Origin of the sequence: Mesobacillus subterraneus, assembly GCF_003937825.1 — a bacterium.
GTDB classification, from domain to species: Bacteria; Bacillota; Bacilli; order Bacillales; family Cytobacillaceae; genus Mesobacillus; species Mesobacillus subterraneus.
Window position 1 is genome coordinate 1 of sequence record NZ_RSFW01000006.1, and the last position, 14,760, is coordinate 14,760.

Sequence of the window (14,760 nt, forward strand, 5' to 3'; positions counted from 1 at the left end):
TCGTGTGCGATTTAATCGTAACAGATTCAATAGCTACTTGCAAAAATAACACATGACACAAAACAGACACAACATACCCTGCCCTACCCTGCCCCTTTTGCCCGCCCTTCTGTATATAGACAGTGAAAGGGTGGTGCAAAATGATGACAATCAGATCTGGGGTCATTGAAAATTTTGAAGGGTATTCACAGTTCATTTCGCTGGAGGAATTCAATACGCATTTGGAGATGTGGCTATCGCTGCATAAGCATGATTTTACAAAAGGTGAGGTAGTCGGTTTGAAGCGGCTGGCTCGTTTTGCTGCGAAAATACCAGGTGTAAGCAACGCTAAAATCGGTACTGTGCTAAAAGCGATTCATGAGGAGTACAACGAGCTGGGCATCTCCCGCTCTACTTTTAAAAGAATGATCATGAAGGCAAGCGGTCTTGGCATTTTCACGGTGCATGAAACAGAACGAAAGAACGGCTCACAGTCCAGCAATCTCTATGTATTCAATCGGTTTCACCAAAATGAGCCACCGAAAAGGGAAATACTGAACCACCATAATAAAACTATCATTCCTTCTAAAACAAACATTATAAAGAATAATAAACGTGAAGATATGGCTACTGGTTCAACAAATTTTGAAGAAGCACCTGAAGACCATCTGTTTGTCAGCGACAGGATTCCAAAGCCATTCGTACAGTTAGCGAAATACTTCTTTCCTGACGCAAAAGCCATTGAGGAATTCTGGAGAATGACGATCATTTCTGCCTATAAAAACAACCAGGAAACGAACCAGGACGCGATGCTGGCCGTCTCCCTGGATTCTTTTAAACAGCTTGTCCGCAAGCTTAAGTCAATGGTAGCTGTCAAAAATCCGATCGCGTATTATACAGGTATTCTAAATAAGAAGTTCCAGGAGCTTTATTTTAGCCAGTTATTTGAAATGGGCTTCTGTACACGCCCTGAAAATGCAGACATGCTAATGGAATAAAATTGTACATTCTTCACACCCTAACTCTAAAAAGATTAGGGAGGATTACAAATGCCTGAGAAAGCTCCGATCACATCATCCGAATTAGCAACGTTATGGCTCACCTATCAGGAAAAGACGATGAAACTGCGCATTCTGGAATACTTTATCGAGAAGGCGGATGACACTGAAGCCAGGGACATTATGACTAGCTTACATGTTGAAATTGAAGGTTTCGTCGGCAAGATCGTGGAAATCTTTGAACAGGAAGGTGCTGTCGTTCCTGCTGGATATTCAGCACAGGATGTAAACAAGGAAGTCCCGAAATTATACGATAACGGCTTTGATATCATGTTTGTCCGCTTATTAGCAGAAATCAGTATGGGTTTGCATGCTTTGAATTTAACAATGACATTCCGGGATGACATCAATATCTTATTAACTGACTTCACGGCCCTTTCCCAGAAGTATTTCAGGATTTGTTCGCAATATTTACTTGAAAAAGGACTCCTGGTTCGCACACCTTATGTTTCGATGCCAAAAACAGTGGAGTTCGTTAAGGACAATGAATATTTAGGCGGTCTCGCCATCAATCCGTTTAACCAGAAAAGGACACTGAATACGGTAGAGGTAGCCCATCTGCATAAGGGGATGGAGTCGAACCTTACTGGCTTGCAAATGATTTTAGGCTTCGCGCAGAGTGCCCATGACCAAGAAGTTAAGAAGTTCTTCTATGAAGGTGCGGAGCTTGCAAAAGGGATCATAAAAGAAATAAGTGAATTAATGATTCAGGATAGCCTCCCGATTCCCCAAACACCTGGAGGAAATGTTACTGAATCAACCCTGGCTCCATTTTCAGATAAGCTGATGATGTATTGTACCAGTCTATTTTGCAGCTTTTCACTGGGCAGCAACTCACTCGGAACAGCTTTCAGTCTACGGAATGATCTGCCTTTAAAAATGACCATCTTTACAAAGGATGTATTTGAGTATGCTCATAAAGGTGCGAAAATCCTGATTAAAAATGGCTGGATGGAAGAGCCCCCGCAAGTGGCCGAACATAAATAAATGGTGTAAAGCCGGTATAATCCGTTTTTTTGGGTCTCTCCTTCTCACTCAAAAGCAACTCGCTTTCCTGCTCGATGGTTTTTAATTTTCTGTGTTTGGACGAAATCTCAATTTTCGCCCCCTAATTCCCAATAAACTGGTATACTTGTTTTGGGAAAATATAAGGGGGAAAGAAAAAATGAGAATCATCAAGCTTATACTTATGGTCGCAGTGCTTTTGCTGATGTTGATCCTTTCAATAGCTGCACCAATCGCTTTGATCGGTGTCGCGATTTTTGCTGTCGGCATGTGGCTGTCAAACCAAAAATATAAAGGCAAGAGCTATAAAGAGAAGCCATGGATGTTCCTGACAGCCGGATTCATCACGACCTTTGTCTTGTTCGGCATTTTCGTTGAGGACGTTCCAGAAGACACAGCCTCAGACGTAAAAACAGAGCAGCAAGCCAAAAAAGAAGCTGAAAAAATCAAGAACGAGCAAATAGAGAAAGAGAAGAAAGAAAAAGAATTAGCTGAGCAAAAAGCCAAAGAGGAAGCTGAAGAAAAGGCGAAATTAGAGGCTGAGGAAAAAGCAAAGGCTGAGGCTGAGGCGAAGGCGAAAGCTGAAGAAGAGGCAAAAGCGAAAGCCGAAGCGGAACAAAAAGCATCAGAAGAAGCGCTTATTTCCAGCCTTGGACTTGAATCGGTAACGGTTGGCCGTGTCGTCGATGGCGATACGATTGAAACAACAGATGGCCGTAAAATCCGTCTGATCGGGGTGAACACACCTGAATCTACTACGCGAAAAGAAACGTATGGCAAGGAAGCCAGCAACTACACTACTTCCAAGCTCAACGGCAAGAAAGTCTGGATGCAAAAAGACGTCAGCGACACTGACCGCTACGACCGTCAGCTGCGCATCATCTGGCTGGCAATCCCGACAGATGACATGAACGAAAGCGAAATCCGATCCAAGATGTTCAATGCTGAATTGGTGCTGAATGGCTATGCCGAACCATCCACCTTCCCGCCTGACGTAAAATACAGCGAATACTTCACAAAATTCGCAAGAGAAGCGCGCGAAGCAGGCACCGGTCTCTGGGCATTCGGCGTAAACGGAACAACAAAAGGCGATCTCGATCCAAAAGAGACCGCCCAAAAACCGGCTTCAACAAGCACCAGCAAACCAGCAAGCACCACAACAAGCAAACCAGCAGCTAGCACATCACAACCAGCACCAAGCACATCCGCACCAGCAAGCAGCGGACAAACAGAAAACTTCGCAAACTGCACAGAACTAAGAAAAGTATATCCAAACGGAGTTCCATCCACCCACCCGGCGTACCAGTCCAAGATGGACCGGGATAAGGATAACTTTGCTTGTGAGAGATGATGAAAAGAGCCTGTTATGTGCAGGCTCTTTTTTGTCTAGTTAGATGCTTAATTTCCCTGTTATTTGTATTTGATAGAATTACATCTATTACTAATAACCACTGCAGAACTACTTGATTCAGCTGGATCCCAAATAAAAAAGCAGTATAGCCATTAAAGCCATACTGCTTCTCCCACTTTATCTCAATCCGCTTCCAACCTTCTGAAGAACCTTCAATCCCTGACCCATATCTGAAGCAAGGATATAATTCCGGTCTACGAATACTCCCCAAACATTTGCCTTATCGGATACATAAGAACCGACTTCAACTGGGTTGCTTGGATCGGTAAGGTCGACCATTCGGATACCATCTGAGTAATGAGACAGGTAAAGGGTGTTTCCTCTAACTTTTGGATCGTGAACTGTATAGGTTCCTGGCTGTCTTTCGCCTGCCTTAATTTGGACAGCTGAATTTAACGTACGGAATGTGCTGAGCAAGACCGGGTTGCTCTTATCCTTAATATCATAAACCCTGACATAGCCCCATCCTCTTTCGAATGCTGGATCATGTGGATCAGGATTGAATACTTCCCTTGTTTCGATGAGAATATTTCCTCCATGGGCAAGTGCTGCTGAATGAGCCGCTCCCTGGACATCGCGTTCGAATTTGGTACGGCCAACAAATTTTGGATTTGCTGGATCTTCAATATTTAAAATGATCGTTCCCAAATCCCAATAAGACAGATACGCATATTTACCGGTTTCGTCAGCAATTACACTATGAAGGAATGCAGTCCGGGAGGCTCCTGTTTCATCCTTATATGTATAATTGCCATCAAAGGCACCCCCTACCTCAGTTGGGTCCCAATTGGCCAAATCTTTCGGCTGAGATGGATCCGTTACATCCACAATGGAGAAATCATTCACTTCTACTCCCTGCTCTTTATATCTTGCGGCTTGATAGTTGGTTGCGAGCAGCAACAAACGATTGTTTTGTTTAGTCAGCCAGAATTCATGCGTACCAGTCGGCAGCTCTGAAGGAGTTTTCCAGAAACCTAATTTCTTTGGTGAGGCAGGGTTTGTCACATCATAAAAGACTACACCGCCATTTGGAGAAGTTTCCCCTTCATAGCCATATCGTTCCTTATCAACCCTTTGAACACTGATTGCAGCAATATCTCCTTTGAAAGATGGAGTACTGACAGATTGTACAATGACTTTCTCCTGCCAGGTTCCCGGAATATCATTTCCGATGACAGCTACTTCCTTAGGATTAGCCGGGTCCTTCAAGTCAAAAATCCTGACACCCTCGTTTGTCATCTGTCCCCTGTGGGTACCAAGATAGGCAAATCCTTTATGGGCAAAAACGTCAGCAGTGGTCGCCGGAGATCCCTTCAATTCCTTTAAAGACACGGCAGCTGTTTCCTGCAAATTCATGAAGTTTTTGGTGCCTTTCACAAGAGGAATTCCCCCAAACGTGGAAGCCCCAGCTTCAATATAACTCTTCTGCCCATCCTCGCAGGCCCAGGCAATACTTGTTCCTGCCAGAGTAATAGCAAGAGTTCCGGCAAGAACTTTTGACGATAATTTAAACATAGTAAAAACCTCCTTTTCTTATCTATTTACTAAGAATATAGTAGAATTAGAGGCTGGAAAAGTTTACAAAGAACTAATTTGATTATTTTGTAAAATTAGGAAACCTCTCCTAAAAATCGATTTAATGAACTTTAAACAATTCAATTTGACTTATTTTTATTGGGAAATTTGAAAACTAGTTTTTAGCTATGTCGTTTAACGGTTATTCACCTCAATTAGTAATTCGTCGCCTATAACAGATTCTATTAGTACTCCCCCGGCAGAACTTCATCCCCTCTGCATAAAATGCATGAACTGAATCCTTCCACCAATTTAAAAGCAACCACTTGCCTGTTGGTATCAGGATTAACTACTCGAGTAGAATCGATGATTTGGTTCCATACGGGGATACTCCTGGAGAGTCGGCTGATAATTTGACGGATATAGTCTTCGTTAACTTCCATTTCACTCCACAGCTGGATTTTGACTTTTATGTCACGGTATGTCAAAGGGATATCAGTCGATAAAAAGGCATAGAACATGTAAAATGCAACAGGGTTCAAATCATAATTCAAACCACCAGGAAGAATCAATTCTCTTCCTTTGTCGGAGATTTTCAATAATACTTGTTTACCCTCTGGGTGGTATGTCCCAAATTCTATATCATTTATCCTTGTCTCTACCCCATCCTCAATTTTTTTATAAAACATCCTTTCAAAAATACCCTCGTCTAATACAAGTACTTCTTTCCGATACTTTTCTATCCTTTCCTGCTCTAGGTCGGAGTAGAAGTTCTCTTCAATACTTTGTACTTCCTGAATCGATTCCTTTGCAATTCTGATCCCGCAATTCACCAAAAACATATTGGCCAGCAGAGCTTGTGTATCATTTAAGCCTTCAGTTTCGGATCCGTCGAGTGCCCGTTCAAAATGAAGAATGGCTCTGGCAAACTCCTTATTACGATAAAATAAATAACCTAGCCGATAGTTCGCTACAGGATGGTCAACCTGGATACGAACAGCTTTTTGGAGATATTTCATAGCAATGTACGGATCGGGCTTTTCCGCCATTTTGAAGTATTCAGCCTGGGAAACATAGAGCTTAACCAGTTTGCCCTCAATGATGCGCTGCTTATCACGATCCCTGTTATTCCTGGCTTTTGTTAATTCATCTCTTAGCCTTCTTTCCTCATCTGCAGGATACAAATCCCTTTCTCTTATCTCCACAGTGAATCACCTCAATAAAAGTTTCAACTTCCTTCCCCAAAATCCCTCTTTTTGTACTGTGACACCGAGTCACGACACTCTTGCTAAAATTAGCTTACCAAAACAAAGGGAGATGATTTAGATGGAAAACAACATTTTATTAGCAAGACACGGTTTACAAAAGGAAGATTGCATTACTTCACCTCGAGGGAATGCTGCACAATTGTTGTTCAGACTGACTCCTGGCTCATTAGAAAATGATTTATCATTGGTGAAAGGTATAAACGAGGCTAGCCAAGAAATAAACTCACCTGGACCTGGTATGTTGATTGATCCCATTAAAGGTGATTTGCCACTATCTGATATAGACCCTTACATTCGTGGTGCAGTTCGCTGGCTGAACGAGTTAGGAATTTATACTTTTGGTTCTTGTGATGGGCACGGAAAAAGGTCTGCATTCATTTTCTTAAAGAAATATCCAAACAGCAAACAAATTGAACTAATTAAAGCGGCAGTCCCAGCTAGTATAAAATGCAGGATTGAAGGTAAGAATTTCCGCCTTGCCTATGCGCAAGAAAACCAGAGGGTACTTCTGGAGTTCGCTGAAAATTTATATCAAGTCTATAAGAATCCTGGTTACCTAAAGAATCTTCAAGCAGAAAACTTTAAGTCTTCTTTAATAGAGTTGCTCAATATTCCCGGTGTAAGCACAGATGAAAGAGCCGTTCGCTTAAGTTTAAGGAATAAGGTAAACCGCCTGCTTGACCACTCCTTCATTGATAGAAAAGGAAACTTGCTTGGTTTTATGGAATGCGGTACCGGTCCAACCATCCTCCTTTCAGCCCATATGGATACTGTTGAAGAGATTGTTGCTGGCCGCAAAATCATAGAGGAAGGCACCAATTTAAGAAGCTCTGAAGGAATCCTGGGAGCAGATGACCGCGCGGGAATTGCTGCAATCCTTTCTATACTAAAAAGAATCCGTAAGACCTCTTTCAACGGCACAATTAAGGTCGCTTTTACAGTAGAAGAAGAAATTGGCTGCCGCGGATCACGTGAAATCGACAAGGATTTTCTAGAAGATGTAGATGCAGCAATCGTAATAGACCGCAGAGGAAAAAGAGATATTGTCACTTCAAATGGAGGGTTCTCCTTCTGTCCTGAAGAATTCGGTATGCTCTTTGAACAAGCAGGAAGACTAGCTGGCATGGAGGATTGGCGAATCACACCAGGAGGGTTAAGTGATGCCAAAGTTTTTGCACAACACGCAATTCCTTCTGTTAATCTTTCAGCTGGGTATCAAAATGAGCATACTGATTTTGAAACAGTTGACTATTTGGCTACGTTTGAGACAATTCTTTTGGTGGAAGCATTATTGCATCATAACTTAATTCAAAAGAAATTCACAACCAACTTAGCAATTTAAAAGTTTTTAAAAAAACTATAGCTTTCATCCTTACACCAGAGGAAAAGAGGAAGCACAGAAAAAATTTTTCTGTGCTCCTTTCTAAAGTTCCTCTGCCCACTTAATGAATTTGGTTTTATTTCTCTCATACCAATCGTTACAAACGAGATATTTTTCATTGTTGATTGTAATTGGGTTCGCCCAGAAACGGGAATAGCCATTCACCAATCTTTGTTCTAACAGAGAAGATCCATTTGTTACTTTTTTAAGCAAAGGATAATTGATGTCAAATAGATTTTTGCAGTGTCGTGCGTCCTGCAAAACACGGACCCTATCAGAATTAAGTAATTGTTTACGAATAATCTTGTCTAAAGTTGTTCTTACCAATTCTCCTACCTTTTTTGAATTATCTAGAGGTGTAGTATGATCGGTAGTTTGTGGTTTTTCCAAGGTGGTTTGTTCTAACTGCTCATATTCTTTGATCCATTTTTTCATATACTTTATTTTCTTTTCATTTGGGATCCCATCCACCTGTTCCTCTAACAATCTATTAAAACTTGTTTTAAAGGTTCTCTTATCCATCATTCCTGCCCCTTGTCCTATTCCTCAACATTTATCAAATAAATCTTGTCTTTAAAACCGCCTCTATCCAATTCCTTTTGCTTTCGAATTTCTTCAATCTCACTAAAAGAATAGCCATGAATTTCTGCTAACGAGTACATTACCTCTAGCAAGTCCGCCAGTTCTTCCCCTGCTTCTCCCCTGGTAGTACTGTTCTTAAATTCATTCAGTTCTTCTTCCGCTTTATTTTTCAGTTCCTTTATGTATTCCTCATTGGTCAATTGCCTGATCGTTAGTGTTTTCCCTGACTCCCTGATGATCTCAGGAATCCGATCTCTAACTAACTTATTATAAACTATTGATTTCCCTGTCTTTGGGCCATTAACCCAATCTCTTAAGAAATCCCAATCTCGAACAGTTCCATCCTCATTCAAAACACCAAGGTACGTACCATCTCCCTTTCCTACCTGCCAAATAGCCTGGGCGGAATTGAGTTTATCAGTGATATTGCTTTTCATTACATATTCAATAAACGCCTGCTTCCCTGGCTTAATGTTTTCAGCAACATAGGCAACCAGGTAGATATCCATGCAGCTTGCACCGAAATCTGTGGGTTCACCATTTAAAATATGCTGTTTAATTAGCTTTACCCTGGCTTCTTTGGTAGGAGCATTCATCAGTTCAAGTTTAATCTTACTAATTTGATAGGCCGTATAACTCCGTTTCTCCCATTGTTTTAATTGATTGAGGTCTCCCTCTGCCATTATTAGTTTATCGATCATATTCTTAAGGTTCGACACTGTAGGGATCACATTGTTATGTATACTTCTGCCTCTCACATTTCTTGGCAATTCAAATTTCCCCTGAGTTAAAGCTGGCATTTCTTTTCCCTCTATTCAGATTATTTTAGTTAAATTATACCATTTAGGGATCGATGGTGATATATTCATAGAAAAAGGGAGGTTTATTATATGGCAATTAAGATGTTTGCTGAATTGCTAAAGTATCCTTATGTCGTTGTTTATGATTATGCAACCGGAAATAAACTTCACAGAACCAGCTGTTCCTATGTGACAAAGAAGAACTTTGATCTGAAAGTCCTCATTAATGCCGAGAAAAATGGATACTATCAGCCAATCGAGATTCTTGATGAAGTGACTGATCCAACTGTGGTGCCTTGTAAGATATGTAAGCCGGACACAAGGTAATACATAAAGAAGGCAGACCTGTAACTGATGGTCTGCCCTCTTAATTGATTAGGTTTGAAGTAACTTCATAAGTTTTTTAAATACTCCGGATGGATTTTCCTCTAAGTCCGTAACAGGGAGAGCTTCTTCTTTCTCGCCCTTTGAAAAAGTAACACTTCTTTCAGCGTGGTTCATAACAACCTTTATATCTTTAATATTGTATTCCGCTACTCCGCTTGCATGGTTAAGGTCCTGATTATCAAGGTTAATCTTAATGCGGTCTGACACCCGTCTTAGCATCCTCCAGATGACCATTTCTTCTTTAGATTTCATAAATAACTCCGGAAGCTCTTTTGCTTCCTTCATGGTGTTCAAGGTGGTCAAAATATAGCTTGATATTCCGTAATGCACTGGCTTAATGACTTGTGGTACATTTCTCCAGGACTCGACTTTGAAACGCATATATTCTTTAGAAACATCGAGATATGGTTTTACCTCTTGGATCTTTCCGTACCAATGAACACCATTGTTCCTCCCTAATGAGCTGTTCCCATATAGTGCAATATATTTTGCCTGCTGCCATCCGTTTCTTAATTGACTGACAGGAATGTCATATACTCCTTCGCTCATAAACAGAGTAAATTCGTCCTGATGAGAAACCAGGCCTACAAAAACCATTTCATCTAAGCTGGATTGCCACTCTTTTTCTGCACCCCTTGGCAGGATTCCTTCCTTTTGAATTTCTTCTGGACTTTTATCAATCAGTCTTTCGACAAAGCGTTCCACCAGCGTTGTAGCATTTGGAAGAAACGGCAATCCGCCTATATTCACCTTATCAATACTTTTGTAAAATGGATGCTTTTTGTAACTGTCTTCATCAAACCAGGGAAACAATACATACGCTCCGAATGATTTCCTCTCATAAAGCTTATCATTTGCAGCAACAATTGAATCACGATATCGATGCATCGTATTGATGTCATCTTCCATCGGTCCAGGTGTTTTGTAACGGTTCTTGTAGTAGCTGTCATTCTGAGCATAATCAATTCGATACTTTGCATCAAAAATATAATGGTATTTATAGTCCTTACCCTTCTTTTCAATACTGAGCATCGTATCAGGCATTTGCGAAACTGTCGGCAGGTTATCCTCTTTTTTCTGATAAGCTAATATAATCTCCTCATTGGTAACAGGATGTTTAAAAATCCGTTTCGCCATTTTGTTCGCTTCCAGGTTAACAAATAACCCTTCTCGATTTACTCGCACAATATCCTGGCTGATCAATTTATATTTTTTCCCGAGGATCTGGCCAAGTTTTAAAAAGGTCCAGTATTCATAAAGCGTAGCTACATCTTTTACAGACATTCGATACAGTTTTCCCTGTAGCATAAGACCCTTTGAAACCGTTAGAAAGATTTGAAACGCATCACGGTATCCAGGAGCCATTTGAAGGACCAGGCTCATAACAGAACGATCGAGTTTGCCGACGGTTCTCCAGAATGAACTTCGCAGTTTGGATGTTAACTGCTTGGTCATAGATTCGATCTTTTCGACTAAATCGTAATCAGGCTTCTCTCTGGACCAGCGATTTTGGCTAACGACTGAATTCAGCAGGTCATCAAGCTTTGTGATCAAACGCTGCATCATCCATTTAACATACCGATTTTCTAGTGTATCAAATGTCAGCTCTTTTTTAATCCGCAAACCTTCAGTAGGCATGACGGTTCTTCCCTGGATGGAAATGCCTTTCGCTACATCTGCAAACACGTTTGCCTTTTTGCGCAAATAACTTCTGCTCGTGGAATCAAGCTTTCTTAACTGATCTCCTCTGGTTTGTTCATAAGTCTTCTCCAGCTTATGATGAGGCTGATATTCAATTCTTGTAACTGCCTGAAGGAACTGGTTAAAATGCTCACTGATCAATCGGTAAAACTCCGCTTTAGTCGGATTCCCTTCAAGCTTTAATTTTGCTCCATGATAGGTTTTCCGGATAAAGTGAAAGGCCAGATTATAGATTTCATCATTAACCTCTTCTAACAGCTTTTGATAATCCTGTTTGTAATCCAGCTTAACAGGGAAAATCTCCAGCGTTACTTCCAGCATCACCTTGTCATTTGATCGTATTTCAAAAGTCGTATAGCCTACCTCGTTCTGGAAGTGAAGATTTCCCATGAGGATCCTCTGGCTGCCGATTAGTACCGGTGAAACAGCATTTCTTAATAGAGGATACTCATGATAAAAAGTTAACTCCGCCTCATTCTTCGGTACGACGATCAATTGATAGACGCCATTTTCAAAAAAGATCGGACGCTGGTTTGTTGGCTGTACCATTTCCTTTATGGAAATATCATAGACATGAATGTCTTGAATGCCCTCTCCGTTCACGGAAAAATCCATGACATCATGCCGGTCCATTGCTCTGTATTGCATGAGACCTTCATACCGCACGTGATAAGGTTTGCCCTTGATTACCAGTGACAAATCATTGGTTTCAATCTTTACTAGTTCAACATCCTCACGAGATCCAGAAGGAAGTAAAGCCATCACTACTTAACCTCCCAAGCATTTCAGCAACCTTAGCAGCACTTCGAGGGTATTTAACTCCATTCACGTCAGAGAGATTCTGCCCTTCTACGAATTCTCTGTTCGTAAATTGACGATAGAGCCCCTGAAGCAATTGTTCAACTCTAGAATCACTTCCCGCGATACGAGGGAGGATTTTTTGAAGGATGCAATGATCAAAAGCAGCATCAAAAGAAAGTAATTTCGATTCCTCATTATATGCAAGGTAAAAACAAATCTCATCACGTACACGATATCCCACATGGGCATTCAACAATTGAAGTGAATGATTGATATTTACCAGCTCAGCCGTAGCCTTATTAACCAAGTCCCCATGCTTACTATAAACATCTTTAAGATGAAGGTATGTTGAGGCAAATTGATCTTGATGGATTCGTTTCGGTTCCACCTCTTCCAGGTCAGTTAAGAAGGCAAGATTGCCTAAGTTCACCCGGTTAAACTCGATCGTATTCGCACGGTCCAAAACCTTTTTACTAAACGGATGAGTCGTCTCGTCCATGTTAACCGTTCCGATAATATAAAGATTATTCGGGAGGGTAAGCTCCTCACCCAAAATGTCACTGGAAAGAAGAGAAGAAGAAACAATTTCGCCGTTAACACGTTTACGGCTTTCCATCACACTCAAAATATCACTAAAATAATACTCTACACGAGCAAGGTTCATTTCATCCAAAAGGACAAAATGCGGCAACTCCGGATTCTGTTTTGCGTTCTTAATCACTTTCGTTAAAGGCCCTTCTTTAAAATCTCCCTTAATATCAACATAACCAAGCAAATCAGAGCCATCATTCCAGTCAGGGCGGATTGGGATTAAACTAAATTGCCCATTTTCTTCTGTTGCTCCTACACTCTCAGCAAACCATTGAACAATTTTCGTTTTCCCGGTTCCGGAAATACCAGAGATGATGACGAAGGGCTTGGTTTTAAGGGATAGGAAAAGGTTGATGATTTCTTCTTTTTCGTAGTAGAAGCCTTTACTTTTAATGTAATGATCAATATAGTCAATAATTTGTTTCGAAGATAAATACTCAGGTTTCTTCTCATTCACTGTCATCGCATTCGTATTACTGACATAACTACTCAAGATACCATTTACCTCCATAGGAACTCTCTCTTCAAACCTTTTTAAAAGTTCATAAGCAAATTGTTCAGTAACTGAGAAAAAATACCCTTGCTTCAAATTGCCATTAACATCAAACGGACCACTTTCGTTTCGTCTCCATTCTTCAGGTATTTCTTCTTTTTCGATTGGAGGAACAAAATCGTAATAAGAAAGCTTTAATAAATAGCCTTCTTCCTGCCATTCATGGTTTGCCATTTCAGTTGGTTTAGGTGCTTCAATAGCTGCTTCCTGAACGACCCCGATAGATTTTAATTCTCTTGCTGAATAGCAAAAAACTATATCTCCAGGTTTCGAATTGACCAAATTAACATGGTGGGCCAGAGGTCTTCCTAGCTTTGATTTCTGAGGAGCCCAAAGAAAACTACCTTCTTTCTCTTGCTTGTATGTCTGGCCTTGATTCACCCACCAAAACTTTTTAACCTGTTCTTCAAGACCATTAATAAAGAGATTTTCCCTATATTCTTTATCAAAAACTGCTCTGGCTAATTGATCGTTGCTACTATCTTTATATTGAGATTTAAGCTGATTTTCGAATCTACGTTTAATAAATTCGAGCGTTCTGTCTAAAACCTGCCAGACTTCTTCATTTTCCATTAATTTTTTATATTCAAAAGTTACGGTAAAGACTTCTAATTCATCATCATTCTTTTTAGTAAACGCTTGCTTGGATAAATAATCAAATTCATTAAGTGTCTCAACAAAAGTGCCAAGCAAAGGGATTCTGTATTTTAACCCTCCTCCTTCTGAACGGTAAAAACCTAATATAATCCAGCCACCAAAATTAATATGTAGGCCTTTCATGTCTTTACGATAAGTAATTGAGAACCTTTCATCTTTTGATTTTTCAACACCTAGCTTATTTAATGTAGTACTAATAAAATCGAAAGCTTGATTAGCAGCTTCGAAAGTATTGAATATTTTTTTAAAAGGTTCCGCGAGAATCTTTTCATTTATTGGTTTTAATACTACTCGATATACAAAAGGTTTGTCCGTTTCATAGAATTCCATATACTCAGCTTCATTGTCAGGAAGAGTAACTGTCTTATTATCGTTGTTAATCCTGAAATTGAAAATAAAATTATAGGTGTATTTAAAAGTATCGTGAAGTAAATCTTTTAGTCCTTTATTACTGTCATATCGTATCTGTAAATAATCTGATTGCCCTTGTTTTCGATCAATATTAACTAGACGAGCATCATATAATTTATCATCTATTACCAGAGTTACATTACGTTTCTCTCCCTTTGATAAATGCTTTCCATGATTAGCTCTTATAAAATCCTCGTGTAACTCAAAAGGTATAGGTGTACCGTTTGAGAAAATAGACCAGTCCACCTTTTTAATACCTATTAACCCAGGTTTATTTACTTTTGACCAACTATGGATTTTTGTTTGCATATTATCTCCTATCTACTATCCTTACGAGTTTAAAAAACATTTAAGTAAAAATAACGGTGAATCCAATATAAACAACTTAAAAGGAATTTTTTAGTTTTATATTTGGATTAGGACTAAATATAATTTTCATTAGCTTTCTTCATGTAAAATTATACTATAAATGGATATTGCCTAGAAGGCATTAGCTGATTATCTTCTATTTGAAGCCTTAATTAATGATTATGAAAATATTGCAACATAATGTTAAAAAACAAAATGGTATTAATTTATTTATAAAAAAAAAGCTGCCACTGGCAGCTATAATTCAGTTAAAAATCATTGTAGGAAAGAACACCTTTTATTCATTTTATC

Annotated in this window: 11 protein-coding genes; 5 read left to right on the forward strand and 6 right to left on the reverse strand. The window is 39.8% G+C overall.

Translation table 11 applies throughout. The features are described from left to right. The first annotated feature begins 140 nt into the window (after positions 1 to 140). The 3 genes from EJA10_RS03055 (at position 141) to EJA10_RS03065 (ending at position 3,393) form a co-directional block, all read left to right on the forward strand. The gene (locus EJA10_RS03055) at positions 141 to 977 is read left to right on the forward strand and encodes a hypothetical protein (RefSeq protein WP_246017662.1); all 837 of its coding nucleotides are present in this window, start codon (positions 141 to 143) and stop codon (positions 975 to 977) included. Positions 978 to 1,028: 51 nt separating this feature from the next. After that, positions 1,029 to 2,024, forward strand: coding sequence for a DUF3231 family protein (locus EJA10_RS03060; RefSeq protein ID WP_125478544.1), 996 nt, complete (start codon positions 1,029 to 1,031; stop codon positions 2,022 to 2,024). Between the two features lie 178 nt (positions 2,025 to 2,202). Continuing rightward, positions 2,203 to 3,393 (forward strand): thermonuclease family protein, encoded by a 1,191-nt coding sequence (locus EJA10_RS03065; RefSeq protein WP_125478545.1) that lies wholly within the window; start codon positions 2,203 to 2,205, stop codon positions 3,391 to 3,393. Positions 3,394 to 3,570: 177 nt separating this feature from the next. Here EJA10_RS03065 and EJA10_RS03070 read toward each other — a convergent pair whose 3' ends face one another. Together EJA10_RS03070 and EJA10_RS03075 are read right to left on the reverse strand one after the other, a co-directional pair. Further along, on the reverse strand, positions 3,571 to 4,968 hold the full coding sequence (locus tag EJA10_RS03070) for an LVIVD repeat-containing protein (protein ID WP_125478546.1): 1,398 nt from the start codon (positions 4,966 to 4,968) through the stop codon (positions 3,571 to 3,573). Between the two features lie 245 nt (positions 4,969 to 5,213). After that, a complete protein-coding gene (locus EJA10_RS03075; protein ID WP_125478547.1) occupies positions 5,214 to 6,173 on the reverse strand; it encodes a tetratricopeptide repeat protein in 960 nt (319 codons plus the stop codon). 121 nt (positions 6,174 to 6,294) lie between these two features. On the opposite strand from EJA10_RS03075, the gene EJA10_RS03080 reads away from it, so the two are divergent. Continuing rightward, positions 6,295 to 7,578, forward strand: coding sequence for a M20/M25/M40 family metallo-hydrolase (locus EJA10_RS03080; RefSeq protein WP_125478548.1), 1,284 nt, complete (start codon positions 6,295 to 6,297; stop codon positions 7,576 to 7,578). Between the two features lie 81 nt (positions 7,579 to 7,659). Here the strand turns inward: EJA10_RS03080 and EJA10_RS03085 are convergent, their stop codons facing one another. Together EJA10_RS03085 and EJA10_RS24010 are read right to left on the reverse strand one after the other, a co-directional pair. Continuing rightward, entirely contained in the window at positions 7,660 to 8,142 is a 483-nt protein-coding gene (locus tag EJA10_RS03085; protein ID WP_125478549.1) for a hypothetical protein, read from the reverse strand. Between the two features lie 14 nt (positions 8,143 to 8,156). Next, positions 8,157 to 8,999, reverse strand: coding sequence for a nucleoside triphosphate pyrophosphohydrolase (locus tag EJA10_RS24010; protein WP_342773873.1), 843 nt, complete (start codon positions 8,997 to 8,999; stop codon positions 8,157 to 8,159). Between the two features lie 90 nt (positions 9,000 to 9,089). Here EJA10_RS24010 and EJA10_RS03100 point away from each other — a divergent pair, with 90 nt between their 5' ends. Beyond that, positions 9,090 to 9,326 carry a hypothetical protein gene (locus EJA10_RS03100; protein WP_125478550.1) on the forward strand — a complete coding sequence of 79 codons (237 nt, stop codon included), beginning with the start codon at positions 9,090 to 9,092 and terminating at the stop codon, positions 9,324 to 9,326. A 48-nt stretch (positions 9,327 to 9,374) separates the two neighbouring features. On the opposite strand, the gene EJA10_RS03105 is transcribed toward EJA10_RS03100, so the two are convergent. Then, positions 9,375 to 11,849 (reverse strand): restriction endonuclease-like protein, encoded by a 2,475-nt coding sequence (locus tag EJA10_RS03105; protein ID WP_125478829.1) that lies wholly within the window; start codon positions 11,847 to 11,849, stop codon positions 9,375 to 9,377. Further along, positions 11,821 to 14,409, reverse strand: coding sequence for an McrB family protein (locus EJA10_RS03110; protein ID WP_246017663.1), 2,589 nt, complete (start codon positions 14,407 to 14,409; stop codon positions 11,821 to 11,823). The genes EJA10_RS03105 and EJA10_RS03110 overlap by 29 nt, the downstream gene beginning before the upstream one ends. Positions 14,410 to 14,760: the final 351 nt, after the last annotated feature.

Bases quoted from the DNA above. Each gene is read 5' to 3' on its own strand.
- EJA10_RS03100 (WP_125478550.1), top strand. From the start codon at position 9,090: ATGGCAATTAAGATGTTTGCTGAATTGCTAAAGTATCCTTATGTCGTT.
- EJA10_RS24010 (WP_342773873.1), bottom strand. From the start codon at position 8,999: ATGCCAGCTTTAACTCAGGGGAAATTTGAATTGCCAAGAAATGTGAGA.
- EJA10_RS03055 (WP_246017662.1), top strand. From the start codon at position 141: ATGATGACAATCAGATCTGGGGTCATTGAAAATTTTGAAGGGTATTCA.
- EJA10_RS03065 (WP_125478545.1), top strand. From the start codon at position 2,203: ATGAGAATCATCAAGCTTATACTTATGGTCGCAGTGCTTTTGCTGATG.
- EJA10_RS03070 (WP_125478546.1), bottom strand. From the start codon at position 4,968: ATGTTTAAATTATCGTCAAAAGTTCTTGCCGGAACTCTTGCTATTACT.
- EJA10_RS03105 (WP_125478829.1), bottom strand. From the start codon at position 11,849: ATGGCTTTACTTCCTTCTGGATCTCGTGAGGATGTTGAACTAGTAAAG.
- EJA10_RS03080 (WP_125478548.1), top strand. From the start codon at position 6,295: ATGGAAAACAACATTTTATTAGCAAGACACGGTTTACAAAAGGAAGAT.
- EJA10_RS03110 (WP_246017663.1), bottom strand. From the start codon at position 14,409: ATGCAAACAAAAATCCATAGTTGGTCAAAAGTAAATAAACCTGGGTTA.
- EJA10_RS03085 (WP_125478549.1), bottom strand. From the start codon at position 8,142: ATGATGGATAAGAGAACCTTTAAAACAAGTTTTAATAGATTGTTAGAG.
- EJA10_RS03060 (WP_125478544.1), top strand. From the start codon at position 1,029: ATGCCTGAGAAAGCTCCGATCACATCATCCGAATTAGCAACGTTATGG.